20 protein-coding genes are annotated in these 22,177 nt (G+C 67.1%); 15 read left to right on the top strand and 5 right to left on the bottom strand.

All coding sequences use genetic code 11. The annotated features are described in order from the left end of the window. Positions 1-137: 137 nt before the first annotated feature. The gene (locus AC1MDG_RS16170) at positions 138-1,355 is read left to right on the top strand and encodes an MFS transporter (protein ID WP_479805113.1); all 1,218 of its coding nucleotides are present in this window, start codon (positions 138-140) and stop codon (positions 1,353-1,355) included. A 36-nt stretch (positions 1,356-1,391) separates the two neighbouring features. On the opposite strand, the gene AC1MDG_RS16165 is transcribed toward AC1MDG_RS16170, so the two are convergent. Then, positions 1,392-2,405 (bottom strand): zinc-binding metallopeptidase family protein, encoded by a 1,014-nt coding sequence (locus AC1MDG_RS16165; protein WP_479805111.1) that lies wholly within the window; start codon positions 2,403-2,405, stop codon positions 1,392-1,394. A gap of 146 nt (positions 2,406-2,551) precedes the next feature. Between AC1MDG_RS16165 and AC1MDG_RS16160 the strand changes: the two genes are divergently transcribed. From AC1MDG_RS16160 to AC1MDG_RS16150, 3 genes are all read left to right on the top strand, one after another. Beyond that, a complete protein-coding gene (locus AC1MDG_RS16160) occupies positions 2,552-2,677 on the top strand; it encodes a hypothetical protein (protein WP_479805109.1) in 126 nt (41 codons plus the stop codon). Between the two features lie 9 nt (positions 2,678-2,686). Then, entirely contained in the window at positions 2,687-3,418 is a 732-nt protein-coding gene (locus tag AC1MDG_RS16155; RefSeq protein ID WP_479805107.1) for a hypothetical protein, read from the top strand. A gap of 296 nt (positions 3,419-3,714) precedes the next feature. After that, positions 3,715-4,923, top strand: a complete 1,209-nt coding sequence (locus tag AC1MDG_RS16150; RefSeq protein WP_479805105.1) for an IS110 family RNA-guided transposase — start codon at positions 3,715-3,717, stop codon at positions 4,921-4,923. Positions 4,924-4,996: 73 nt separating this feature from the next. On the opposite strand, the gene AC1MDG_RS16145 is transcribed toward AC1MDG_RS16150, so the two are convergent. Beyond that, positions 4,997-6,085 carry a flavin-containing monooxygenase gene (locus AC1MDG_RS16145; protein ID WP_479805103.1) on the bottom strand — a complete coding sequence of 363 codons (1,089 nt, stop codon included), beginning with the start codon at positions 6,083-6,085 and terminating at the stop codon, positions 4,997-4,999. An 84-nt stretch (positions 6,086-6,169) separates the two neighbouring features. Between AC1MDG_RS16145 and AC1MDG_RS16140 the strand changes: the two genes are divergently transcribed. Next, positions 6,170-6,808, top strand: a complete 639-nt coding sequence (locus AC1MDG_RS16140; RefSeq protein WP_479805101.1) for a TetR/AcrR family transcriptional regulator — start codon at positions 6,170-6,172, stop codon at positions 6,806-6,808. 77 nt (positions 6,809-6,885) lie between these two features. On the opposite strand, the gene AC1MDG_RS16135 is transcribed toward AC1MDG_RS16140, so the two are convergent. Continuing rightward, complete coding sequence (locus AC1MDG_RS16135; RefSeq protein ID WP_479805100.1) at positions 6,886-7,497, bottom strand: carboxymuconolactone decarboxylase family protein; 612 nt, start codon at positions 7,495-7,497, stop codon at positions 6,886-6,888. Positions 7,498-7,872: 375 nt separating this feature from the next. Continuing rightward, positions 7,873-9,090: an aminotransferase class I/II-fold pyridoxal phosphate-dependent enzyme gene (locus AC1MDG_RS16130; RefSeq protein WP_479805098.1), complete on the bottom strand. Its 1,218-nt coding sequence runs from the start codon at positions 9,088-9,090 to the stop codon at positions 7,873-7,875. A 345-nt stretch (positions 9,091-9,435) separates the two neighbouring features. Here AC1MDG_RS16130 and AC1MDG_RS16125 point away from each other — a divergent pair, with 345 nt between their 5' ends. Then, on the top strand, positions 9,436-10,260 hold the full coding sequence (locus tag AC1MDG_RS16125) for a glycoside hydrolase family 25 domain-containing protein (protein ID WP_479805096.1): 825 nt from the start codon (positions 9,436-9,438) through the stop codon (positions 10,258-10,260). Positions 10,261-10,315: 55 nt separating this feature from the next. Here the strand turns inward: AC1MDG_RS16125 and AC1MDG_RS16120 are convergent, their stop codons facing one another. Then, positions 10,316-11,236, bottom strand: a complete 921-nt coding sequence (locus AC1MDG_RS16120) for a phosphatase PAP2 family protein (RefSeq protein ID WP_479805094.1) — start codon at positions 11,234-11,236, stop codon at positions 10,316-10,318. Positions 11,237-11,367: 131 nt separating this feature from the next. Here AC1MDG_RS16120 and AC1MDG_RS16115 point away from each other — a divergent pair, with 131 nt between their 5' ends. From AC1MDG_RS16115 to AC1MDG_RS16075, 9 genes are all read left to right on the top strand, one after another. Next, the gene (locus AC1MDG_RS16115; RefSeq protein WP_479805092.1) at positions 11,368-11,919 is read left to right on the top strand and encodes a universal stress protein; all 552 of its coding nucleotides are present in this window, start codon (positions 11,368-11,370) and stop codon (positions 11,917-11,919) included. Then, on the top strand, positions 11,919-12,551 hold the full coding sequence (locus tag AC1MDG_RS16110; protein ID WP_479805090.1) for a fluoride efflux transporter FluC: 633 nt from the start codon (positions 11,919-11,921) through the stop codon (positions 12,549-12,551). Before AC1MDG_RS16115 ends, AC1MDG_RS16110 begins: the two co-directional genes overlap by 1 nt. Positions 12,552-12,556: 5 nt before the next feature. After that, positions 12,557-12,925, top strand: a complete 369-nt coding sequence (gene crcB, locus AC1MDG_RS16105) for a fluoride efflux transporter CrcB (protein WP_479809121.1) — start codon at positions 12,557-12,559, stop codon at positions 12,923-12,925. 440 nt (positions 12,926-13,365) lie between these two features. Continuing rightward, positions 13,366-14,010 (top strand): hypothetical protein, encoded by a 645-nt coding sequence (locus AC1MDG_RS16100; RefSeq protein WP_479805088.1) that lies wholly within the window; start codon positions 13,366-13,368, stop codon positions 14,008-14,010. Between the two features lie 350 nt (positions 14,011-14,360). Continuing rightward, on the top strand, positions 14,361-15,413 hold the full coding sequence (locus AC1MDG_RS16095; RefSeq protein ID WP_479805086.1) for an o-succinylbenzoate synthase: 1,053 nt from the start codon (positions 14,361-14,363) through the stop codon (positions 15,411-15,413). 85 nt (positions 15,414-15,498) lie between these two features. After that, complete coding sequence (locus AC1MDG_RS16090; RefSeq protein ID WP_479805084.1) at positions 15,499-17,586, top strand: PhoX family protein; 2,088 nt, start codon at positions 15,499-15,501, stop codon at positions 17,584-17,586. Positions 17,587-17,709: 123 nt separating this feature from the next. Beyond that, positions 17,710-19,515: an arginine--tRNA ligase gene (gene argS, locus AC1MDG_RS16085; protein WP_479805082.1), complete on the top strand. Its 1,806-nt coding sequence runs from the start codon at positions 17,710-17,712 to the stop codon at positions 19,513-19,515. Between the two features lie 258 nt (positions 19,516-19,773). Next, positions 19,774-21,195: an extracellular solute-binding protein gene (locus AC1MDG_RS16080; RefSeq protein WP_479805081.1), complete on the top strand. Its 1,422-nt coding sequence runs from the start codon at positions 19,774-19,776 to the stop codon at positions 21,193-21,195. Further along, complete coding sequence (locus AC1MDG_RS16075) at positions 21,192-22,172, top strand: carbohydrate ABC transporter permease (RefSeq protein WP_479805079.1); 981 nt, start codon at positions 21,192-21,194, stop codon at positions 22,170-22,172. Before AC1MDG_RS16080 ends, AC1MDG_RS16075 begins: the two co-directional genes overlap by 4 nt. Positions 22,173-22,177: the final 5 nt, after the last annotated feature.

The following is a 22,177-nucleotide window of genomic DNA, read 5'->3' as shown; positions in this document are numbered from 1 at the left end:
CGATATCTGATCCTAATCCCGGAAGGGCACGATGCGGGAGGCCCCGGTCGACCCGCTCTCTGCGGCTCATGCCCGGCCCGCGCCTTGGGCGGAGCTTGGCGCGTTGTGAGCGCTCATTCGGTCATAGGATGAAAGGGATGACCTCCGCACAAGCCACCAAACCCTTCAGCCTCCGCAGCATTGCCGTCCCCGCGTTCGGACCGGCGCTGCTGTTCTGTATCGGCGAAGGGGCGGTGCTGCCGGTGGTGGCGCTGTCCGCCCGCGACCTCGGGGCGTCCGTGGCGGTGGCCGCGCTGATAGTCACGCTGATCGGCCTGGGCTCGTGGTTCTTCAACCTGCCGGCCTCCCTGATCACCCTCAAATTCGGCGAACGCTGGTCCATCGTGGGCGCCGCCGCGGCCGGTGCCCTGGCGCTGACGGCGGCAGGTCTGTCCTCGGTGATTCCCGACGGACTGTGGCTGCTCGCCGTGGCGATGGTCGTCGTCGGGATGGCAGCCAGCGTTTTCAGCCTGGCGCGGCAGAAATACCTGACCGAGGCGGTGCCGGTGGCCTTCCGCGCCCGCGCCCTGTCCACCTTGGGCGGCGTGAGCAGGATCGGCATCTTCATCGGGCCGTTCGTGGGCGCCGGCGTGATGCAGTTTGCCGGAATCAGCGGCGCGTACTGGGTGGGCGTGGCGGCCATGGCCGCGGCCGCCATCCTGTCCGTCACCATCCCGGACCTGCCCGCTGTTGGAGGCCCCGGCGAAGGCCACCGCGGGCCCGAGCCCACCATGCGCGGCATCGCCGTGTCCCACGCCGGCGTGTTCCTCACCGTGGGCGCCGGGATCCTGCTGCTCAGCGCGCTGCGTGCCTCCCGCCAGGTGGTCATCCCGCTGTGGGCGGACAACCTGGGCATGGACGCCACCCACGCCTCGCTGATCTACGGCCTCTCCGGGGCGATCGACATGCTGGTGTTCTACCCGGCCGGCAAGCTGATGGACCGCAAGGGCAGGCAATGGGTGGCCATCCCGTCCACCGTGATCATGGGAACCGCCCTGATGCTCATTCCGCTGACAGGCAGCTTCGTGGGCCTGCTGCTCGCGGCACTGCTGATCGGATTCGGCAACGGCATCAGCTCCGGCCTGATCATGACCCTGGGCGCCGACTTCTCCCCGGACCGCGGCCGCGGCCAGTTCCTGGGGCTCTGGCGCTTCATCGCCGACGCCGGCGCCACCGGCGGCCCGGTCCTCCTCTCCGGCGTCACCGCCGCAGTCTCACTGGGGGCCGGCGTGTGGGCCACCGGCGTGCTGGGGTTCGCCGCCGCCGTCGTCTTTGCCATCACGATTCCGCGGCTCAAACACCGCCGGAACTACTAGCCGCGCGGCATTAGCCGGCTTTATCAGCGCGCGGTATTAGCGGGCGGGCGGTATTAGCGGGGGCCACGCCTCAGTGCGCAGGCGGTGTACGAACTCGAGCTTGTCGATCACGGGCGCGGAGAGCACGAAGGGGTACAGATCGGCTTTCCCCATGCTGCGGTTGACCTGGTTCAGGGCGATCGAGAGCGGCAGCCATTCCGCTTCCACCACCGCCCGGAAAGAGGAATCCCGGGGAGTGGTTGAAATGAGTCTGAACTCCCGGGCTGAGTCTAGGGTGTCGCAGATGTGGAGGTAGTGGGCGAACGACTCCGCGAAGTCTTCGTACGGGTGCATGGTGGCGTACTTTGAAATGTACTGTTCGTTCCAGTCCGCCGGAGCGCCTTCGCTGTAGTGGCGGTCGATTTCCGCTTGATAGTCCTTGGTATCGTCGCCAAACAGACCCCTGGCCTCGCGCGTCCGGCCGTCGTGACTGAAGACGAGCGTGGTCTCGAAATAGTGCCCCGCTTCATGCCGGAAATGACCGAGCATGGTCCGGTACGGTTCGTCGAGCTGGGTACGCATTCTTTCCCGATAGGCGTCGTCGCTCTCGGCCAGGTTGATGGTGACGACTCCGTCGGCATGGCCGATCGCCACGTCGTCCTCGACACTCGACAACAAGTCGAACGCCAAGCCGCCGTCAGGGTCCTCCGCGCGGGTGACGATGGGCAGGCCCAGGGCATCGAGTTCGGCAATGAGGTGGCGCTTGGCTTGCTCGGCCGCCACGAACTGCGAAAGGCCTTTGGCGTCGCTGTCGTTGGGTCGGGTACGCGTGAGGTCGCAACTGAAGCATTGGCGGCCGCTCTCCGGGGCAAGCCAGGTGCAGCCGGACAGCAGCAAATTCGCGCAGCGGTGCCAGACGGCTCCCGATTCATCTGTGTGCCGGCCCTGGCCGTCCACTGCCACCACGGCGCGCGAATCCCGCAGATATGCCAAGTTGGTTCCGCACTGCAGGCAGACCGAATTTTCAAAGTACACAGCCGAACCGCAGTCACCGCAGGATTGTTTCTTCACCTCACGATCCTACCCGCGGCAACCGTGCCTAACCCCGGGCCCACTGGACGCCCCGGACGGGCCACGTATCCCCGGTTACAAGCACTGGCGGCGGCCTACGGTTCCGGACACTGGCGGCGCGGGCGGATCAGGGCCAGACTGCCGGTATGAAAATTGTCGAATTTTTGGCACCGTTCACGGGCACCTGGCAGGGCCACAATCGGATGCGGATCATGCCCACGGACCAGTACCAGGAATCAGTGTCCGCAGCGACGGTGGCTGGCGAGGCATAGGAGCGCGCCATGGAATCCATCAGATCACTCATCGCCGCCGCGGAACGCGACTCCCGGCTCCCCGAAGGAGAGGACGAGCGGTTCACCGGCTACGGCATCATGGGCCAGCCGTTCAGCTCCGGCTACCTCCTCGCGCTGCGCCGGTTTCCTACCACCTCGGTGGGACCCGGCTACACCGCCGTGTGGATGCGGCGCCCACCGGGCTCCTGGATCATGTACACGGACGTGCCCGCGGACGTGTCCTGCCCCCGCTACTTCGGCAGCGCCCTGGAGTCCACGTCGGTCCACCGCATCGACGTCGCGTGGCTCGATGACCGCCGCTTCACGGTGGACATAGCGGACGACGTTGGCCTCCACTGGGAGGTCAGCCTCGCCGCCACACCCGTCACCCGGGCGATGTCCGCGCTCGCCTCCGCACTGCCGGCAAAACTGTGGGGTAGCCCGGCCTTCTTGCGGGTCATGGGAGCCGTGGCCGGGCCCGCGCTGCAGGCCGGCAGGATCGGGCTCGTTGGCCGGGTCCCCAACGGCCAGGGTTTCCGGGCCAACCCCAAGCGGATGTGGTTCATCTCCGGCAGCACCGCCACGCTGCACGGCGAGGACCTGGGCAGCCCGCGGGCCCTACCGGTGCAGACCCGGCTTGGCGACTTCTGGATTCCCCAGCGCGGGATCTTCATGATGGGCTCGTCCAGGTTCGACGCGTTCGACCCCGCCGCGCACCACGCCCTCCCGGGCCCCAGCTAACCAGCAGCAGGTTGTGACGCTCTCTCACTTGCTGCGCGTTTTTTCGGAACGCTCGTTACCTTTTTCGTAGCCCAGTTCTGTTGCAGGATGTGGGTGTGCTTGCCTGACCGGCCCCGGCATGATTATCACGCTCTGTCGTTGGATGATCCTGAGAGTGTTGTCACCGGGGTCCGGGCGGGTGGCAGGGTGACCGCTAATAGGGGCAGGACAGTTTGGGAACGTCGTGCGTAACGTGGGTGCGGGGCTCTGACACCGAGGGTCAGGCTGGCACGAAAGTCAGTGTCCAGGACCGGGAGGTGCGCCAGGTGATCAGGAACCACGAAAACGTTGAAGTGTTCATCGGATTGGATGTCGGCAAGGGCGAGCATCATGCTGTTGCCTTGGACCGGACCGGGAAGAAGTTGCTGGACCGGGCCCTGCCCAACGACGAGACCCGGATCCGGGAGATCCTGGCCGAGCTTGAACACCACGGCCGAATCCTCGTGGTGGTCGACCAGCCCGCGACGATCGGCGCGCTCCCGGTTGCCGTGGCCCAGGCCGCAGGGACGCTGATCGGCTACCTTCCGGGTTTGGCGATGCGCCGGATCGCGGACCTGCACCCCGGGGAAGCAAAAACGGACGCGCGGGATGCGTTTATCATCGCCGACGCCGCCCGCACCATGCCCCATACTCTGCGCTCGGTCCAGCTCGCAGACGAGCAGACCGCCGAGCTGACCATGCTCTGCGGTTTCGATGATGACCTGGCCAAACAGGCCACCGCCACCTCGAACCGGATCCGTGGCCTGCTGACGCAGATCCACCCGGCACTCGAACGCGTCCTGGGACCCCGGCTGGACCACCCCGCGGTCCTGGATCTGCTACGGACCTGGCCCACACCCGAAGCGCTTCGCCACGCCGGACGGCGCCGGATCGGGAACCGGCTGACCAAGCTCGCGCCCCGGATGGGCGAACGCCTCGCCGATGACATCATCGAGGCCCTGGGCCAACAGAGCGTGACCGTTATCGGCACGAACGCCGCAACCATCGTCCTGCCTGAACTGGCCGGCATGCTCGCCAGGATCCACGAAGGCCGCGCCACCGTCTACACCCAGGTCGAAGACCTCGTGGAGGCCCACCCTCTTCACCAGGTCCTGATGTCTTTGCCGGCCGTCGGCATCAGGACCGCAGCACGGATCCTCACCGAAGTCGCCGGCAAAGACTTCCCCACCGCCGGGCACCTGGCCTCCTACGCCGGCCTGACTCCGGTGACATGGCGCTCCGGGTCCTCCATCCGAGGCGACCGCGCCTCCCGAAGAGGCAACAAAGTCCTCAAACGCACCCTCTACCTCTCCGCATTCGCAGCCCTCAAAGACCCGCTCTCCCGCGCCTACTACGACCGCAAACGAGCCGAAGGCAAACGCCACAACCAAGCCCTCATCGCCCTTGCCCGACGCCGCTGCGACACCCTCTACGCCATGCTCCGCGACGGCTCCCTCTACCAGGCAAAATCACCCGCAGCAGCTTGACAAAAAACATAGGGACACTCTCACTTGACGTGTGTTTTTCGGAACGCTCTCTCACTGCCGGTTGGGGCGGGCGCTACTTCGCTGGCGTGGGGACGCCGCTTTTGCTGCGCTCCAGGATGCCGTCCACGACGTATGCCGCGTCCCGGCCCACCCCGCCGACCAGCCCCGACGTGAGCGAGTACTGGAACGGCATGCCCACGAAATACAGTCCGGGCAGCTCCGGCACCACGCCCCGGCGGGTTATCGGCCAACCCCAGTCCGTCACGGGCAGTCCCTCGATCCAGTCGAGCGACGGCTTGTGGCCGGTCGCCCAGATGACGGTGCGTACGCTCCGGGACGTCCCGTCGTCGAACGCTGGCTGTCCGCCGGCAGCGGCACTGAACCGCGGCAGCCGGACCACGCCGGCCCTGTCCAGGTCCTTGACGGAGATCCGGAACAGCGGCGCACCGTGCCGGTGGAAGTTGGCGGACACCTTCCGCCCCAGCGGGTTGTCCGTTGTCAGGACGAAATGGATGAACCGCCAGTAGAGGGGGTCGGCCCAGCGCAGCACGGGATCGGGGACGTGGGGTGTGGGGCGGCCGGAAAGGAAGGTGCGGTGGGTGGCGGCGAGCTCCAGTGCGATCTCTGCACCGGAGATCCCGGCGCCCACCACCAGCACGTCGCCGTCCGGGATGTCCGCGGGGCGCCGGTATTGGGAGCTGTGGAGCTGCAGGATCCCGGCGTCCAGGCCGGCGGCCGCAGCCGGAATGCGGGGGAGTGCGTTGGCGCCGACGGCGGCAATCACGTTGCGCGCGTGAAGCACGCCATCGCTGGTGGTGACGGCGAAGCCGGTCCCCGTGGCGCCCACGCTGACCACCTGGACGCCGGTCCGGACCGGGAGGCTGAACTTCCGGGCGTAGGCCTCGAGATAGTCGGCAAACTCGTCCTTGGAAGGGCACGTGTTCCGCGCGGCCGGGAACGCAAGGCCGGGAAGGCCGACGCGCTGGGAGGGGGTGAAGAGGCGGAGGGAATCCCACCTGGCCCGCCAGCCGTCCCCGATCCGCGGTGCCTGCTCCAGGATGACGAACCGCAGTCCCGTCCTGGAAAGGTGATAGCCGGCGGCAAGTCCTGCCTGGCCAGCGCCGAGCACCACCACATCAAACTGCTGCATGTCCTGGTCCATCACTGGCTCCTTATGACAGAACAACTGCTTTGTTTCGATGTCATTAGAATAGCATTCCAGTGAGTGGAGGGATAGTCTAATTTCATGGCGGCAGCATCAAAGACAACAGCACCCCGAATCACGCGCAGGACGGCCCAGGCGGCGGACACCCGGCTCCACATCGTGGCCACCGCCCGCAGGCTCTTCGCTGTCAACGGCTACGTGCGCACCACCATCGAAGGCGTTGCTGCGGAGAGCGGCGTGGCGGTGCAGACCGTCTATAACTCCGTGGGCAACAAGGCGGCGCTGCTCTCGGCCGTACTGGATGACGCAGCTTCCGGTCCCAATGCGCCGGCGCAGGTGCTCGAGTTCATGCGCGAACGGACCCGCCAAGCCCCGGATCTTGACGCGCTGCTGGCCATGCTGGCGGACTGGTTCGTCGAGGTGCACCAGCGGACCGGCACGGTGCTGGGCGTGATCGCCCAGGCAGCAGCCGTGGATGCCGACGTGGCGAAGCTGGAAAAGGCCCGCGCGCTGCAGAGGCTGACGCGTTATCACGAAGCGGCCGCGGCGGTCAGGGAGCGCGGCGGCCTGACCTCGGGCATGACCGACGAAGACGCTGCCGCTGCCATCTGGTCCCTGGGCCATCCGCAGGCCTACCGGACCCTGGTGAACGACGCCGGATGGACGCCCGAAGCCTACCGGGAGTGGATCCTCAAGGCGCTCGCCGCCGCCCTGGCGTAGCAAGCTGTCGGCGGACCGGAACGCGCGACGGCGGCTGGTCCAGCGGGCGCGACGGCAGCCGCCGAGTGGTTACGGGTTCAGGCGCCGCGGTGGCGGGGCTTCGCTTCTGCCCCGTACTGTGCCAGGGGCGCCAGCAGGGCGCTGCGGAGCTGAGGGGAGAGCTTGGTGGGGACGTCCACTTCGGCAGCGATGGCCTGCAGCACGCGGCTCATGAAGTTCCGTGCACCCGCCGCGAGCGTGATGTCCAGGATTTCACGGTCGGTGAAGCCGTGGTCCCGCAGGTCCAGGGTGTCCGCGTCCGTCATGGTCACCGCGTCCGTACTGAGCTTTTCGGCGTACTCCATCATGGCCACCTCCGCCGGTGACAGGCCCGCGTTGTGGTAGTCCCGGGCGATTTGGATGAGCTCCTCCTCGTCAATCGCCCGCAGGGCTTTCACCCCGTGGGCAAGCCGGCAGTGGGCCGATCCGAGCGCCTGAGCGGCGGCCAAGGTGACCAGCTCGTAGCGGCGCAGATCCATGTTCTGGGTGATGGCGCTGATGAGTGCTTCGAACGCCACGTACGCCTCCGGGTTCACCGCCAGGTCCTTGGTGAATTTGGCGACATAACCGCGGGACCGCAGCTCGTCGTCGTAAATCTTCGCCTTCAGGCCGAACGCCTGGCTTTCGGGAGTGCTGGCGAATATGGACATGGGGGATCCTTCTTCCGGCTGGGCCACCCGCGCTGCACGGCGACGGAGAGCCAGGACAGCGCCGGTGCGGACAAATGCGATATTCCTCCGCGACCTGCGGCGAGTCAACACATGTCGCGGCGTGTTCGGCGGTGCGGGGGCGCAATGCGTAGCCGGGGACCGTTCAGGGGGGAGCCCCGGCCGATTAACGAGTAGTGGCTACTCAGGCGGATCATCAGCTTGCTGAGTAAGGTCCAATCCACGCGCCGGCGCGTTGAACGGGCGCAGTGCGGCGCCCGGGCCATCCCGCGCTCCGGCCGCCCGGCTCCGCCCAGCAGGCCCGGCCCCGCTGCCCGAGGCCAGAAGGCGACCTGCGCCAACCGGTCAGCCCCGCACCTACCCCATCCCCGCGAGCCGGATCGCCTCTGCGAATGCGGGCAGGCTGCGTTCCACCATCTCCTCGTTGGCAGTAAGCGACATCCGGAAGAACCCGGGTGTTTCGAACAGGACGCCGGGCAGTACAAACACATCATGGGTAACCAGGGACTCGGTGAACGCTTCGTCGTCGGCCACCGGGGAGCGGACAAAGAGGTAGAACGAGCCCTCCGGCCGGTGCAGTTCATAGCCCATCCCGGTCAGCTCCTCGAAGAGGCGGTCCCTCTTCCGCTGCAGCTGACCCACGTCAATGGTGAATGTCTCCAGCGCGGGCAGCGCGTATTGAAGCAAAGCATTGGGATAAATCCAGCCCATGGCAACCTGCAGCCCGCCAAGTATGTCCCGCATGGCATCCCGGTCCGGCATGGTGGGCGGCAAGGCAAGGTAGCCGACGCGCTGCCCCGGCGCCAGATGCGTTTTCCCGTAGGAGTAGGCCAGCAGCGTGTACGGATAATATTCGGCCGGGCTGTGGAAGCGGGCGCCGTCGTACACTATCCGGTTATATGCCTCATCGGACAACAAGTAGATCCGGCGCCCGTTCCGCTCCGATGCGAGTTCCAGCATCGCGGCCAGCTTCACCAGCAGCGTCTCCGGGTAGATCCGGCCCGTGGGGTTGTTGGGGCTGTTGACGATCACCACCCTGGTCCGCGGCGTGATGGCGGAGGCAATGGCCATCAGGTCCAGGTCGAACGTCCCGGGATTGATGCGCACTTTGACCGGGACCAGCCCCGCTTCGGTGATGATCGGCTCATACAGGAACCACGGCGGCAGGCTGTAGACCACCTCGTCGCCTGGGTCGGCCACTGCCTTCAACGCCATGGCGATGGCCGTGAAGCCGCCCGTGGTGAGGTGGATGTCCTCCGGCTCGAACGGCATCTCCAGCAAGCGCTGCAGCGATGCCGCCGCGGCGTTCTGGGCCTCGACGCCGTTGGTCTTGTAGGCAAACCAGCCCTCGTTCCGGGGTTCCAGCTGTTCCCGCAGCGCCGCAACATATGCCTCCTGCGGCATTTGATGCGGGTTCCCGAGGGTGAAGTCGCAGATTCCCGGCTTGTCCTGGCGGCCGGCATGAGTGCGCAGGAATCCCTGGACCCTGAGCAACGACGGAATGGAAGCGACAGCCCGTGCCCTCGCCGGGAAATCCACCCGCGCGGAGAGCTTGGAATCGTAGATACCGGCCATCAGAGCAACCCCCTGTTTGAAGCAGCGTGGAAGTCAGCTCGCTGCTGAGCCAGTGGGGCTGTTGTGCGATTTATTCTGTCCCTCGGCGGCAGCAATGTAAATGGGATGCTCCTTCCACAGCCCCTTAGATGCACGGACCTGTGCCGTCAACACTCGTCTTTTCGGTTTTCGCTACCCGCCACAACACCCGTAAAGTGGGCTGCGGACCTTTGCACTACGCGTGCAACGTCCCACGGGTTGACCGGGAACTGGGCTCGATCAACCGCGCTTCCCCCTCGAACGCGGCCATTGCTGCGCCATGCCTGCCTCCGATCACACCGGGCGGGCCAGACCCAGGAGTATCGTTTGCTTCAGATCAACCTTGTTGCGGCGCTTGCCGCGCTGCCCCTTCTGCTGAGCCTCGGCACAGCACCAGCCGCCGCACCCGCACCGGCCGCCGCACCGGCTTCGGCTCCCGCCGCGGCGAAGCAGGCGTCCGCAGCGCGGTCAGCAGCCCTGCAGCCCGCGGCCAAGAAGATCCCGCTCCAGGAGGCGAAAATGCAGCCCGCGAAAGCCCTCCCGCCAACGAACTCCTCGGTCAAGGTGGTGGACACCACCGCGGCGATCACCGATCCCGCCTGGTTCAAAAAAGCGTACGACGACGGCGTCCGGCTGTACGTCATGCACTCCACCGCGTGGGGTACGTGTGACCCCTGGTACCGAACGCAGCCCCAGCTCAAGATGGCCCTGGACGCCGGCCTGAAAATTGCCGTGTACACCCGCGACGCCAGCTGCTGGCAGGGCGGCATCAGCGCGGCCGGGCCGTACACTGCGCAGCTTCAGTTCTTCGCCCTGGACGTGGAGCCGGGCAGCCCTCCGGTGACCCGGGCCATGGTGGACGGCGTCCGCAGCATGGGGGTGCGGCCCGTGATCTACAGCGGCAGCGGCATGTGGCCGGACCTGATGAACAACAGCACGGCGTTCTCCGACGTTCCTCTCTGGGACACCAACACCGCCAGCACCCTCGAGTACTCCAGCTGGGCGCCCGACTACCTTGCGCCCGCCCCGGTGCAGTACGGCGGCTGGAACACGGCCACCACCATGCGGATCGGCATCCAGCAGAAGTTCGAGCACAGCCTCAACGGCGTCCCGGTGGACCTCAACTCCTTCGACGCCGCGTTCCTGAAGTAGGGCGGGGCAATCGTGAGATGGAATCCAGCGCCATGCGGCATCAGCCCGCGGCCCGTCAGCGCAGGCCGGCGCCCCGCCGTCGTGCGGCAAACGCAAACAATGCAGTTGTTGCCACGGTGGCCAGATATCCGGCCACCACAATCAGTGAGATTCCGCCCCAGAAGTAACTGGTGCCGCTCCCGCCCTGGCCGGGAACGTAGCGAGTAAGCAGGAACGTGGCGGCCACCGCGAAGAGCAGGGAGATCAGGCCCGGCAGCCGGATCCACCAGCGCGAGGACGCCCAGTGCCCGCCGAACCCGTCCCACACATTCCAGGCGTTGCCGGTGCGAATGATCAGCCAGCCGGCCGGGATGGCGAACGCACCCACCAGCAGGAACGCGGCGATGACGTCGGCCGGGCGGTGCCACTGGTTCACCACCGTGGAAATTCCGGACACAATGGCGAAGCTGCCGCCGGCAAATCCCGCAAACGGCCGCCAGCGCGGTGACGCCATGAGGAACACCGCGGCCGCAGCCGAGGCCGCCAGCGTGGTGTGTCCGGACGGCAGCGAATTCAGCTCCAGGGTCTCCACCCCGCGGAACGGCCTCTCCGGCAGCAGCTCCTTCATAACCTGCGTGGCGATGTTCGCGGCAATACATGCGGACACGGCGATGCCCGCGGCACGCCAGCGTTTCCGGATCACCGTCACAAACAGGACGACGACGGCGGCCACCACCAGCGAGATGGTGGGCAGCCAGTCCAGGAACCTGGTGGCGGCCTTCCCGGCCGGGCCGTGGATGGCCACCGCCTCCACCAGGGCGGATTCGTCAATGTACTGGCCCGTGGTGGTCCGCACGAAGAAGTAGTACGTGGCAATCACACCGGCCACGCAGGCCAGTGTCGCGAGAAGGCACAACGCACCCAGCGCCACTGCACTACGCACCTGCCCGGCGGGCCGCCGTCGTCGGGAATCTTTAAGGTGAGAACTCATCACCATCAGCGTCCCACAGAATGCTGGGAGCCGTCTGCGGAGGTGGCCGGGGCGCCGGTGTCATACCGCTCCGGGGAATCGGGTGATACGTTCTTCGCGGACCTCGGCGTCGCCCACGCCAATGAAAGGAGCGCCCCATGAACGATCCCGCGAAGGAAACCCGGCCCGCCACCGGGTCCACGGCATACGTCCCGCGGAAGATCACGGGGCCCGTCCTCCTGGGCGTTGTGCCCGGCCAGCCGCTGGCCGTGGCACACCGCGCCGCGGAACTGGCCTACAGCCTGAACGTGCAGCTGATCTGCGCCTATGTGGACGTCACCACCTATCTCGCCGAAGAACCCGACGGGCGGCTCGAGGCCCTGCCGATTGATCCGGACGGCATCGACGATGACATCGAAGGCATCAGCGCCGGCATCGCCGAACGCCTTCAGGAGGCGCTGGACGGAACCGGCATCCGCTGGTCATTCGTGACCCTTGGCGGTGAGCCGGCCAGGGCACTGGGACGGCTCGCCGAGTCCACGGATGCTTCGGTCATCGTGGTCGGCACCCGCGAACGGGGCCTCGGAGCCCGCTTCGAGGAGCTGCTGGTGGGGTCCGTCGCCGTCCACCTCACCCACCGCCAGCACCGGCCCGTCCTGGTGGTTCCGCTCGCCCCGCACGTCAGACAGCGTCCGCAGGAGGGGCACTGATGGAACCGCCGGCACCCGAGGCGTCCGTGCCGGCCCGCCCTGTTGAGGCAACCGCAATGCAGGACGGGGGCCGGCTCCCCGCCGGCAGCGACTCGGCGGAGCCAACAGCCGACGACACGGATGAAGGCACGCTCGGCGAGGCGCGCGCCCACCGCCCTGTGCACCTGCACCCCGGCTTCGTGCTGGTGGTCATCACCGGCGGTGTGTTCGGAGCCCTGGCCCGTTACGGCCTCAGCACCGTCCTGCCCGCCCCGGACGGGTGGCCGCTGCCCACCCTGATCATCAACCTGACCGGGGCGCTGCTGCTCGGGGTCCTGCTGGAGGCCCTGGTCCGCCGCGGCCCCGACGCCGGGCGCCGGAGGATGTTCCGCCTGCTGGCCGGTACCGGGTTCATGGGCGCCTTCACCACCTACAGCACGCTGGCGCTGGAAACGAACACGCTCATCGGCGCCGGCCGGATCGCCGACGCAGTAATCTACGTCGCCGTCACACTGATCGGCGGCGCCATCGCAACAGTGGCCGGGATCCGGGCCGCCGTCGTGTTTCACAGCAGGAATGCACGACGCCGGGAAGGCGCTACCCGCCGTCGGGAGTCGACGCGGCGCCCCGACCGGCAGGAGGGCATCCGGTGAACGTCCTGACCATTCTCCTGCTCGGGCTGGCCGGCGGACTCGGCGCCGGAACCCGCTTCGTCGTCGACGGGCTGGTCCGCTCCAAACTCCGCACCGCACTGCCCGTGGGCACCATCGCCATCAACATCACCGGGTCCTTCCTCCTGGGCCTGGTGGCCGGGGCGGTAATCGTCCACGCCGCGCCCCCGGAACTCCAGGCCATCGCCGGCACCGGATTCCTGGGCGGATACACCACGTTCAGCACGGCCAGCTTCGAGACCGTCCGTCTCGTCCAGTCCCGCCGCGCGGGCCTGGCCCTGCTGAACGGCATCGGCACTGCCATCGCAGCCGTGGGTGCAGCGGCCGCGGGCCTGGCCCTTGCCAGCCTGCTGTAGCACCTGCCGCAGCTTGCCGTGTCCGTAGTGCCGTGTCCGTAGCGGGACGCGTTCGAAATGCCGCCGCCGTGCCGTGTCCGTACCGGCGGCCGCCACTGGCGGCAGTCCGCTGCCAAAACAGGTAGCAAGTACTCGTGCCCGGGGCGGCTGTCCTTCTTACTCTTGGCATAGCGGCCGTCAGCCGATCAGCACTAAGCCGGCGACCGTGGCGGATGCCAATGTCCCGGGACGGTGACACGCAGGGCATTGGCATCCGCAAAAACCTGTTGACACCCCCGTGGAGCCGGCGCTAGCTTGATCGTATTGCCGCCTTGGACACACGGGCCGCAACATCACCGCATCACAACTGGTCTCGTTCGCCCATTGCGGGCATTTGATGTTTAACATCGGCAGGACAGGTCCGTATGCGCCCCCTCCTGCCACATTTCAGGAGTGCTGCCATGAACCGAAAAATGAGGAAATTGTGCCTGCCTGCCGCCCTGTCGCTGGCACTGCTGTCAGGCGTTTCGGCCCCTGCGTTTGCCGGGTCCGACGGCGGGGGAGGTGCCGCAGGGCCGTGGCCCCCGGAGGACACGGACGGGAAATACGTCTCCGTTCCCGACGCGTACTACGCGGACTACGAGTTCGATGCCTGTGACACCACCATCAAGGTCTCTGCCGGGGACGAACGCGAAGTGACGTACAAGGGCGAGAAGAAGGACGACGGCACGCTGGTGATCAAGTACCGGGGCGACGCCACGATCGACCTGACCCGCGCCTCCGACGGCGCCACCATCGACGAGCTGGACGTCTCCGGGCCGTTCACGATGCGGCTTGCCGCGGACGGGCTGAGCGCCCACCTGTCCGGCCGGGGGCCCGGCCTGGTGTATGCCATGGGAGCTGCCGAGGAGAAGGCCTTTGAGGACGAGGGCCTGCCCAAGGCGTTTTACTTCACCGAAGGCCGGCTGTCCGGCAACGTGGTGTACGCCTCCACCGACCAGAAGGAAGTAGTGTCCGGCGAGATCACGCACAACAGCATCCGGCACGCGAAGGACATCTGCAAGATGCTGGACCGCGCCAAGGATGACGATCACGGGCACCGGTAACCGGACGGAAACCAGCCGGGTAACCGGACGGAAAACAGCCGGCCATCATGCGCTGTTTGCGGCGCGTGGTGGCCGCTTCCGTGAGTACGTTCCGGGGGTAAAAACGAGTAGCAGGTACTCATGCGGCACCGAATCCCGGGCCCTAGCATTCTATTAACGGCCGGGTTGCGGACCGGCCGGCCCCGCAGCATTTCCTGCGGTTAACCGCAGGAAATGCAGGCCCGGGGCTCCTTGAGCTGGGCCGGCGGCGACGAGTCTCATAGACGTGAAGCTCGCCCCCAGTCGCCGTCGGCCCTACCAAGGGAGTAGCTGGCCGAATTACCGTCAGACGTGGCCGGTAGAGTGAAAACATGCCCGCCGACGCACACCGCCAGCCCCAAAACCACCCTCCGCAGGATCTCCCTTTGTTGGACGAGCTGGTGGCGTCAGCGCACGTGGTGAGCCTGCCCATGCGCGTGAAATTCCGGGGCATCACCCGGCGCGAGGCCCTGCTGCTGGACGGCCCGGCTGGCTGGGGCGAATTCTGCCCCTTCCCCGAATACGGGGACGCCGAGGCTTCCCGCTGGCTCGCCTCCGCTGTCGAGGCCGGCTGGCAGGGCTTTCCTCCTGCGCTGCGGTCAGTGATCCCCGTCAACGCCACAGTTCCCGCTGTTACCGCGGACCGTGTTCCGGAGATCCTGGCCCGTTTCGGCCGCGTGGACGCCGTCAAGGTGAAGGTGGCTGAACGCGGCCAGACGCTCGACGACGACGCCGCCCGGCTTGCCGCCGTCCGCAGCGCCCTGCCGGACGCCGCCATCCGGGTGGACGCGAACGGCGGCTGGGATGTGCCAGCGGCCGTCGAGGCACTGACCAGGCTGTCCGCCGTCGGGCTGGAATACGCCGAGCAGCCGGTCCCGGACATCGACGGCCTGGCCGAGGTGCGCCGCCGGATGCGGGCTGCAGGCATCCCCGTGCTGATCGCCGCAGACGAAAGCGTACGCAAGGAAGAGGACCCACTCCGCGTCGCGCGGGCCGGCGCGGCCGATCTCATCGTGGTGAAAGTGGCGCCGCTCGGGGGAGTGCGGCGCGCCCTGGACATCGTGGCGCAGGCCGGGCTGCCCGCCGTCGTCAGTTCCGCGCTGGACACCTCGGTGGGGATCCGCGCCGGGCTGGCCCTGGCGGCGGCGCTCCCGGAGCTGCCCTATGCGTGCGGGCTGGGAACGGTGTCGCTGTTTGAACAGGACATCACGCTGGATCCGCTGGTGGCCGACGACGGCGCCATCCGCGTCCGCGACGTGACCGCCGACGCCGGGCTGCTGGAGCGCTACGCGGCACCCGCCGACCGGCGGGACTGGTGGCTGGACCGGCTCGGCCGCGTCCACGCTCGACTCAGCCGAGGATTCCCGGAGGTCACTATCGGTTAACCGGAATTTCATCTGGCTGACGGCTGCGTGTTGGAACTGGCTGGAAGGGTGGGCAGGACCGCATCACATCCCTTGGAAGGCCCCCATGTCTGAAACGACCGGACGCAAGTTTGCCCTACTCCCCATGCTTGGCCACACCAAAGGCAAGCGCAGCCCCGTCACCTGCGCGCTGAAATGCGACAACGCCTGCTCGGGCGACGTCTGCAACACCAGCTCTAACAGCTACTTCCGCGACATCGCCTCTGCCACGATGTCCCGCCGCGCCGCCCTGGGCTTCGGCGCCGCCGGTGCGCTCGCCGTCGTACTCGGAAGTGCGGTGACGTCCGCCGGAACCGCAGTGGCCGACGGCGGCACTGGCCTCGCCGCCGCAGCAAAGGACGGCTTCGGCAAGTCCAAGCTGCGGTTCACCGCGATCCCGTCCATTGCCTCTGACGTGGACAAGCTGACCGTACCCGCAGGATTCACCTGGCAGCCGGTCATCCGCTGGGGCGACCCCATCTTCAACACCGCGCCGGACTTCGACCTCAACAACCAGACGGCCGCCGCGCAGGAACAGCAGTTCGGCTACAACAACGACTACTCCGACATCCTGGAGATCCCCGGCAGCAAGGGCCGCCGCGCCGTGCTGTTCGCGAACCACGAATACACCAACGAGAACATCATGTTCCCGGCCACCATGCCCGCAGCGGACGTTCGCGCCGTGGGGCAGGCCGCGCACGGCCTCACCGTGGTGGAACTGGAACGGAAGAACAAGAACAAGCCGTGGAGCTACGTCAAGGGCGCCGGGCTCAACCGCCGCTACCTGAACAGCACGGTCTACGAACTCACCGGCCCGGTGGCCGGATCCTCGCTGGTGAAGACCATCGACGACCCGTCCGGCCGCGCCATCAAGGGCACCCTGGGCAACTGCTCCGGCGGCACCACCCCCTGGGGGACCATCCTCTCCGGCGAAGAGAACTTCAACGGCTACTTTGTCTCGCCGGGCACGTCCGCAGAGGACAAGCGCTACGGCCTGACGTCAAAGGCAACGGCCCGCCAGTGGGAACTGGACGATCCCCGCTTCGACACCCGCAACGCCGGCTATGAGAACGAAGCCAACCGCTTCGGCTGGATCGTGGAAGTGGATCCGTTCGACCCCACCTCCACCCCGAAGAAGCACTCCGCCCTGGGCCGCTTCAAGCACGAAGGCGCCAACGTGATCGTGGCCGAGTCCGGTCACGTGGTGGCCTACTCTGGCGACGACGAGCGCTTCGATTACCTGTACAAGTTCGTGTCCAAGGACAAGTACCGGGAGGGCGACCGCAAGCACAACATGACCCTCCTCTCCGCAGGCGACCTCTACGTCGCCAAGTTCACCGGCAACTCACCGGCCGCTGAGATCACCGGCACCGGCGCAGTTCCGGCCGACGGCGCCTTCGACGGCACCGGCGAATGGCTGCCGCTGGTGGTGGGCGGGGTATCCAAGGTACCGGGCATGCCGTCAGTCGAAGAGGTGCTGGTGTACACCCGTCTGGCCGCAGACAAGGTGGGCCCCACCAAGATGGACCGCTGCGAGGATGTTCAGCCGAGCCTGCGCACCGGCAAGGTCTACGTGGCCTGCACCAACAACTCGGACCGCGGCAAGGTGGGCAAGGAAGGCGCCACCGAGATCAACCCGCGCAACGCCAACCGCGACGGCCACATCGTGGAAATCACCGAATCCGGCGACCAGACCTCCACCACGTTCACCTGGAACCTGCTGATGGTTTGCGGCGATCCTGCTCAGGGCGACGTCACGTACTTCTCCGGCTTCCCGGTGGACCAGGTCTCGCCGATCTCCTGCCCGGACAACCTCGCCTTCGACGCCGTGGGCAACCTGTGGATCTCCACCGACGGCGCCCCCTCAGGCATCGGCCGCGCGGACGGTCTGTTCAAGGTCACGCTCGACGGCGCCGAACGCGGCAGGGTGGAGCAGTTCCTGGCCGTGCCGCGCGACGCCGAGACCTGCGGGCCGATCGTGCACGACGACGAGCGCACCGTCTTCGTCTCCGTGCAGCACCCGGGCGAAGAGGGCACGTTCGACGCGCCCAACTCGTACTTCCCGGACTACGTTGCGGCAGGCACGACGCCGGCGCGCGGCCAGGCCCGCGCCCCGCGCCCGTCCGTGGTCCAGGTCTTCCGCACGGACGCCTAACCCCCTTCCCACCCGCCCGTTGCGCTATCACTTGTGGTCCTTTACGAGCAGCTTTGGGGACCATAAGTGATAGGGCAACGCGCAGGGGGCTGATAATTTGAGCTTGTGAATAATCCGGCCGAGATGGTTGTCCCCAGAGTCCAGGCAGCTATTGCCCAAGCGTTCGGCGAAGAGTTCCGGGACACTGATCCAGTTGTCCGGCCGTCGCAGTTCGCCGACATCCAGATCAACGCCGCCATGGCCCTCGCCAAGAAGGTCGGATTGCCGCCACGGGATGCTGCTGCCAGGATCGTCGAGGCGCTGGAGTTGGACGGCCTCTGCACCGCCGTGGAAATATCCGGCCCCGGCTTCATCAACCTCACGTTCGACGGCACCTGGATCGAGGAGCTCCTCAACGCCCAGGCATCCCGGCCGGAAGGCGGGCCGGAGACGCAGGCCCAGCGCGTCGTCGTCGACTATTCCTCCCCAAACGTTGCGAAGGAAATGCATGTGGGGCACCTCCGCACCACAGTGGTGGGGGACAGCCTGGTCCGCGTCCTCGAGGCGCTGGGCCACACGGTGATCCGGCAGAACCACATCGGCGACTGGGGCACGCCGTTCGGCATGCTGATCGAGCACTGGCTGGAGATCGGCGAGGACTCGCCCGAGGCAGCCCTGCTGGTGGAGGACCCCAGCGCTTTTTACCAGGCGGCCCGGGCAAAGTTCGACGGCGACCCCGACTTCGCCACGCGCGCCCGCCTTCGCGTGGTGTCACTGCAGTCGGCCCACGAGGAGACGCTGGAAGTCTGGCAGCGGCTGGTGGATCACTCGAAGCTGTACTTCAATGCCATTTACGCCACGCTCGGAGTCAGCCTCGAGGACGACCACATCGCCGGCGAGAGTTCGTACGATCCGCATTTGGCACAGCTGTGCCAGGAACTGGAGGAGCGCGGCCTGGCCCGCATCAGCGAGGGGGCGCTGTGCACGTTCCCGGCCGGCTTCAAAGGCAGGGACGGTGAACCGCTGCCGCTCATCATCCGCAAATCCGACGGCGGCTACGGGTACGCCACCACCGACCTTGCCACCATCCGGTACCGGGTCCACGAACTCCATGCGGACCGCATCCTCTACGTGGTGGGTGCCCCGCAGAACGTGCACCTCCGGATGGTGATTGAAACCGCGCGCGAGGCCGGCTGGCTCCCGGACACGGTGGAAGCCACCCATGTGCAGATCGGCAACGTGCTGGGCGAGGACGGCAAGATTTTGAAGTCCCGATCCGGCACTCCGGTGAAGCTCATGGCCCTGCTGGACGAAGCCGTGGACCGGGCCCGCGCCGTGGTGGACTCGAGCCGCCCTGAGCTCTCGGAGGAGGAGCGCGCCGTGACTGCCCGGCAGGTGGGCATCGGCGCGGTGAAGTACGCCGACCTCGCCGTGGGGCACGACACCGAGTACGTCTTCGACTTCGACCGGATGCTGGCGCTCAGCGGCAACACTGGCCCGTATGTGCAGTACGCCGCCGCCCGGATCCGCTCCATTCTGCGGAAGGCGGAGGAGGCCGCGGCTGAGTCGGCGGTCGTACTTGGCGAGGCGGGGGAGTCTGGCGCGGCGGCGGTCGTCTCTGGCGGGGCGGCGGAGTCCGGCGAGGCGGCGGGGGAGCCGACGGCGGAAGCCAGGATCGCCGTCGTCGAACCGGCCGAGCGGGCCTTGGCCCTCCATTTGTTGGAGTATGGCGCCACCCTGCGGCGGGTGGGAGAACTGCTGGAGCCGCACCGGCTGTGCTCCTACCTGTTCGAACTCTCGCAACTGTTCACCTCGTTCTACGACCAGTGCCCGGTGCTGAAGGCGGATGAGTCCGTCCGCCAGTCACGGCTCGCCCTGTGCGCACTCGTCCTCCACAGGCTGTCCGAGGGTCTGGACCTGCTGGGCATCGAGACGCCGGAGAATATGTAGCCCCCAGGCGGCGCGCGCCTGCCACCCGAAGAGGGGCCTCCCGCGGGGCGTCCGGCCCGGAATCCTCCCGGTCCTCGCTCGGCCGCCCCAGGCACCGCTCTCTCAGATCCTGCTGGTTTTCGGCCAACGCTCTCACCTTTAGCGGCATGACCGCTTGAGGTGAGCGAGCGTCGCATTACGCACCTCAACGTTGTGACGCTTGACACGTGTTAGGTCGGCGATCTACAGTTCCTAACACGTGTTAGGAAGGAAAATGACATGACCGGAGCCACAAACGGGCACCTGCGGGAAATCACTCGCCGTACCGCCCTTGGTGCCCTGGGCGCGGGAATCATCGGAGCAACCGTGGCGTCGTGGCCGCGGCTCTCCGGGACGGACATTCCGGGCCGCGGGGACAATAGCCTCAGCATCGCCATCATGGGCACCGCCGCGGACGCCGCCGCCCGCCAGCGCGCCATCGATGCCTTCACCCGCCTCCACCCGGAGATCAGGGTCAAGGTCCAGGCCATTCAGGCCGTCGACTGGAAAGACTTCTTCACCAAGATCCTCACCATGGTGGCCGCAGGCACCCCGCCGGACGTGGTCTACGTGGCCACCGAAGGCGCCCAGTTGTTCGCCGAAAAGCTCGCCCACCCGCTGGACGAGTACGTGCGCCGCGACGCCGCGGACATGAGGGAGTTCTTCGACGACGTCCACCCCAGCCTGGTGGAGGCCTTCATGTACAAGGGCAGCCTGTACCAGCTCCCCATGGACTGGAACGCGGCCAACATGTACTACAACACCACAGCGTTCGCGCAGGCTGGCCTGGAGCGCCCGGCGGACGACTGGACCCACATGGACTTCCGCAACACCCTCGCCGCCATGCGGAAGGCCCGGACCTCGGACTTCACGCCCTACTACTGGACCAACCGGCTCTTCGGCGGGGTGGTGCCGTGGCTCTACGCCAATGACACCAGCTTCCTGAAAGAAACCAGGTCCGCTGGCGGGGAGTGGCTCTGGGACGGCTTCTACGCCAACGATCCCTCCCGCAGCCTCCGGTCCGGCGGCTACCAGTGGCTGGAACCCAACGCCAATGACGACCGCGTGTTCGAGTCCTTCGACTACCTCCGCGGACTGGTCAAGGACGGGCTCGGCGTCCGCCCGGAGGAAGGCGGCGGCAGCTCCCTGGTCGGGCTGTTCGCTTCCAACCGCATCGGGACCACACCGGCCGGCGGCTACTGGGTGCAGGGACTGCACGAGGCCGGGATGGGTGCGAACGATTTCGACGTCCAGTTCTTCCCGCGCTGGAAGACCCAGCGCCACCAGTTCGGCACCGCCGGCTACGCCATCATGAAGACCGCCAAGGACAAGGACGCCGCCTGGGAATGGATCAAGTTCAGCTCCAGCCGCGAGGCCATGGAACTGATCTTCCCCAACCCGATTACGACGCCGGCACGCCGTTCCATGGTCAACGAGCAGCTTTACGCCGGCAAGGGTCCCGCCCACTGGAAGGTGTTCTACGACACCCTGGACCGGTTCCCCACCACGGGCCCCATCCCGGCGCCACCGCAGCAGGCCGCCGTCGAAACGGCCCTCATGAAGAACGTATCGCTCGCGGTCAGCGGCGACGAGCGCCAGCTCAAGCAGGCCCTCGCCTCCATGCAGCGCGACCTTGAACTGGGCCTGAGGAGGCAGTCATGAGCACTACCATCCCGCGCCGGGAACGGCCGAAGCGGGCCGCCGGGCCGACAGCGCCGGGGGTTGCACCCGTCGGCGCCCACGCCAAAAACCGCGCAACCAACGCACGGCACAGCCAGCGCTGGCTGGCCTGGATCTTCCTGGCACCCACCATCCTCGGCATGGGCCTGTTCACGCTGATCCCGATCGTGGCGTCCGTGGTCCTGGCCTTCTTCCGCTGGGACATCATTTCCGCTCCGACGTTCGTGGGCTTCGACAACTTCTCCGAAGTGGTCCAGGACCCCACCGTCCGGGTGTCCTTCCTGAACACCATTATGTTCGTGGTGGTGGCCGTGTCCCTTCAGCTGGGGCTCGCCCTGGCGCTGGCCATCATGGTGCAGGAGAAGATGCCTGCCTGGCTGCGGGTGTTCTTCCGCTCCGCCTTCTTCTTCCCGCTGATCCTGTCCGCGGCCTCCGTATCCATCTTCATGCGGTACCTCTTCAACGAACAGTTCGGCGTGGTCAACTGGTTCCTGTCCCTCGTGGGCATCCCCGCCGTGCCGTGGCTGACCACGCCGGGCGGGTCCGCCGCCGTCGTGATTCTGGTGTACGTGTGGCAGAACTTCGGCTTCTCCTTCCTGCTGTTCATCGGCGGCCTGGCCTCCATTCCCGTGGAGACATACGAGGCGGCAGCGATCGACGGCGCCACCGGCTGGCGCAAGCACCTGCACGTGACGCTGCCCCTGCTGAGCCCCACCACACTGGTGGCCTCGGTGATGGCCATCATCAGCGCCCTGCAGGTCTTCGACCAGCCCTATGTGCTGACCCGCGGCGGTCCCGGCGACTCCACCCGCACCGCCGTCATGGTCATCTTTGAATCGGCCTTCCAGCGGCTCGAGTTCGGTCAGGCGTCCGCCATCGGCGTGCTGCTCACCCTGATCATCATGGCCATCACGGCCGCGCAGTTCCGGCTCAGCAAACGATTCGTCTTCTACCAGTAAGGCCA

Source organism: Arthrobacter sp. AIWTK1 (assembly GCF_056680535.1).
The sequence above is the reverse complement of the archived record's forward strand: the minus strand, read 5'-3'. Positions and strand labels throughout refer to the sequence as shown.

What these genes read in the sequence shown, in the direction of transcription:
- argS (WP_479805082.1), top strand. Translation starts at nt 17,710, where the DNA reads ATGGTTGTCCCCAGAGTCCAGGCAGCTATTGCCCAAGCGTTCGGCGAA.
- AC1MDG_RS16110 (WP_479805090.1), top strand. Translation starts at nt 11,919, where the DNA reads ATGGAACCGCCGGCACCCGAGGCGTCCGTGCCGGCCCGCCCTGTTGAG.
- AC1MDG_RS16130 (WP_479805098.1), bottom strand. Translation starts at nt 9,090, where the DNA reads ATGGCCGGTATCTACGATTCCAAGCTCTCCGCGCGGGTGGATTTCCCG.
- AC1MDG_RS16090 (WP_479805084.1), top strand. Translation starts at nt 15,499, where the DNA reads ATGTCTGAAACGACCGGACGCAAGTTTGCCCTACTCCCCATGCTTGGC.
- AC1MDG_RS16075 (WP_479805079.1), top strand. Translation starts at nt 21,192, where the DNA reads ATGAGCACTACCATCCCGCGCCGGGAACGGCCGAAGCGGGCCGCCGGG.
- AC1MDG_RS16145 (WP_479805103.1), bottom strand. Translation starts at nt 6,085, where the DNA reads ATGGACCAGGACATGCAGCAGTTTGATGTGGTGGTGCTCGGCGCTGGC.
- AC1MDG_RS16100 (WP_479805088.1), top strand. Translation starts at nt 13,366, where the DNA reads ATGAACCGAAAAATGAGGAAATTGTGCCTGCCTGCCGCCCTGTCGCTG.
- AC1MDG_RS16080 (WP_479805081.1), top strand. Translation starts at nt 19,774, where the DNA reads ATGACCGGAGCCACAAACGGGCACCTGCGGGAAATCACTCGCCGTACC.
- AC1MDG_RS16140 (WP_479805101.1), top strand. Translation starts at nt 6,170, where the DNA reads ATGGCGGCAGCATCAAAGACAACAGCACCCCGAATCACGCGCAGGACG.
- AC1MDG_RS16135 (WP_479805100.1), bottom strand. Translation starts at nt 7,497, where the DNA reads ATGTCCATATTCGCCAGCACTCCCGAAAGCCAGGCGTTCGGCCTGAAG.
- AC1MDG_RS16155 (WP_479805107.1), top strand. Translation starts at nt 2,687, where the DNA reads ATGGAATCCATCAGATCACTCATCGCCGCCGCGGAACGCGACTCCCGG.
- AC1MDG_RS16120 (WP_479805094.1), bottom strand. Translation starts at nt 11,236, where the DNA reads ATGGTGATGAGTTCTCACCTTAAAGATTCCCGACGACGGCGGCCCGCC.
- AC1MDG_RS16170 (WP_479805113.1), top strand. Translation starts at nt 138, where the DNA reads ATGACCTCCGCACAAGCCACCAAACCCTTCAGCCTCCGCAGCATTGCC.
- AC1MDG_RS16095 (WP_479805086.1), top strand. Translation starts at nt 14,361, where the DNA reads ATGCCCGCCGACGCACACCGCCAGCCCCAAAACCACCCTCCGCAGGAT.
- AC1MDG_RS16115 (WP_479805092.1), top strand. Translation starts at nt 11,368, where the DNA reads ATGAACGATCCCGCGAAGGAAACCCGGCCCGCCACCGGGTCCACGGCA.
- AC1MDG_RS16160 (WP_479805109.1), top strand. Translation starts at nt 2,552, where the DNA reads ATGAAAATTGTCGAATTTTTGGCACCGTTCACGGGCACCTGGCAGGGC.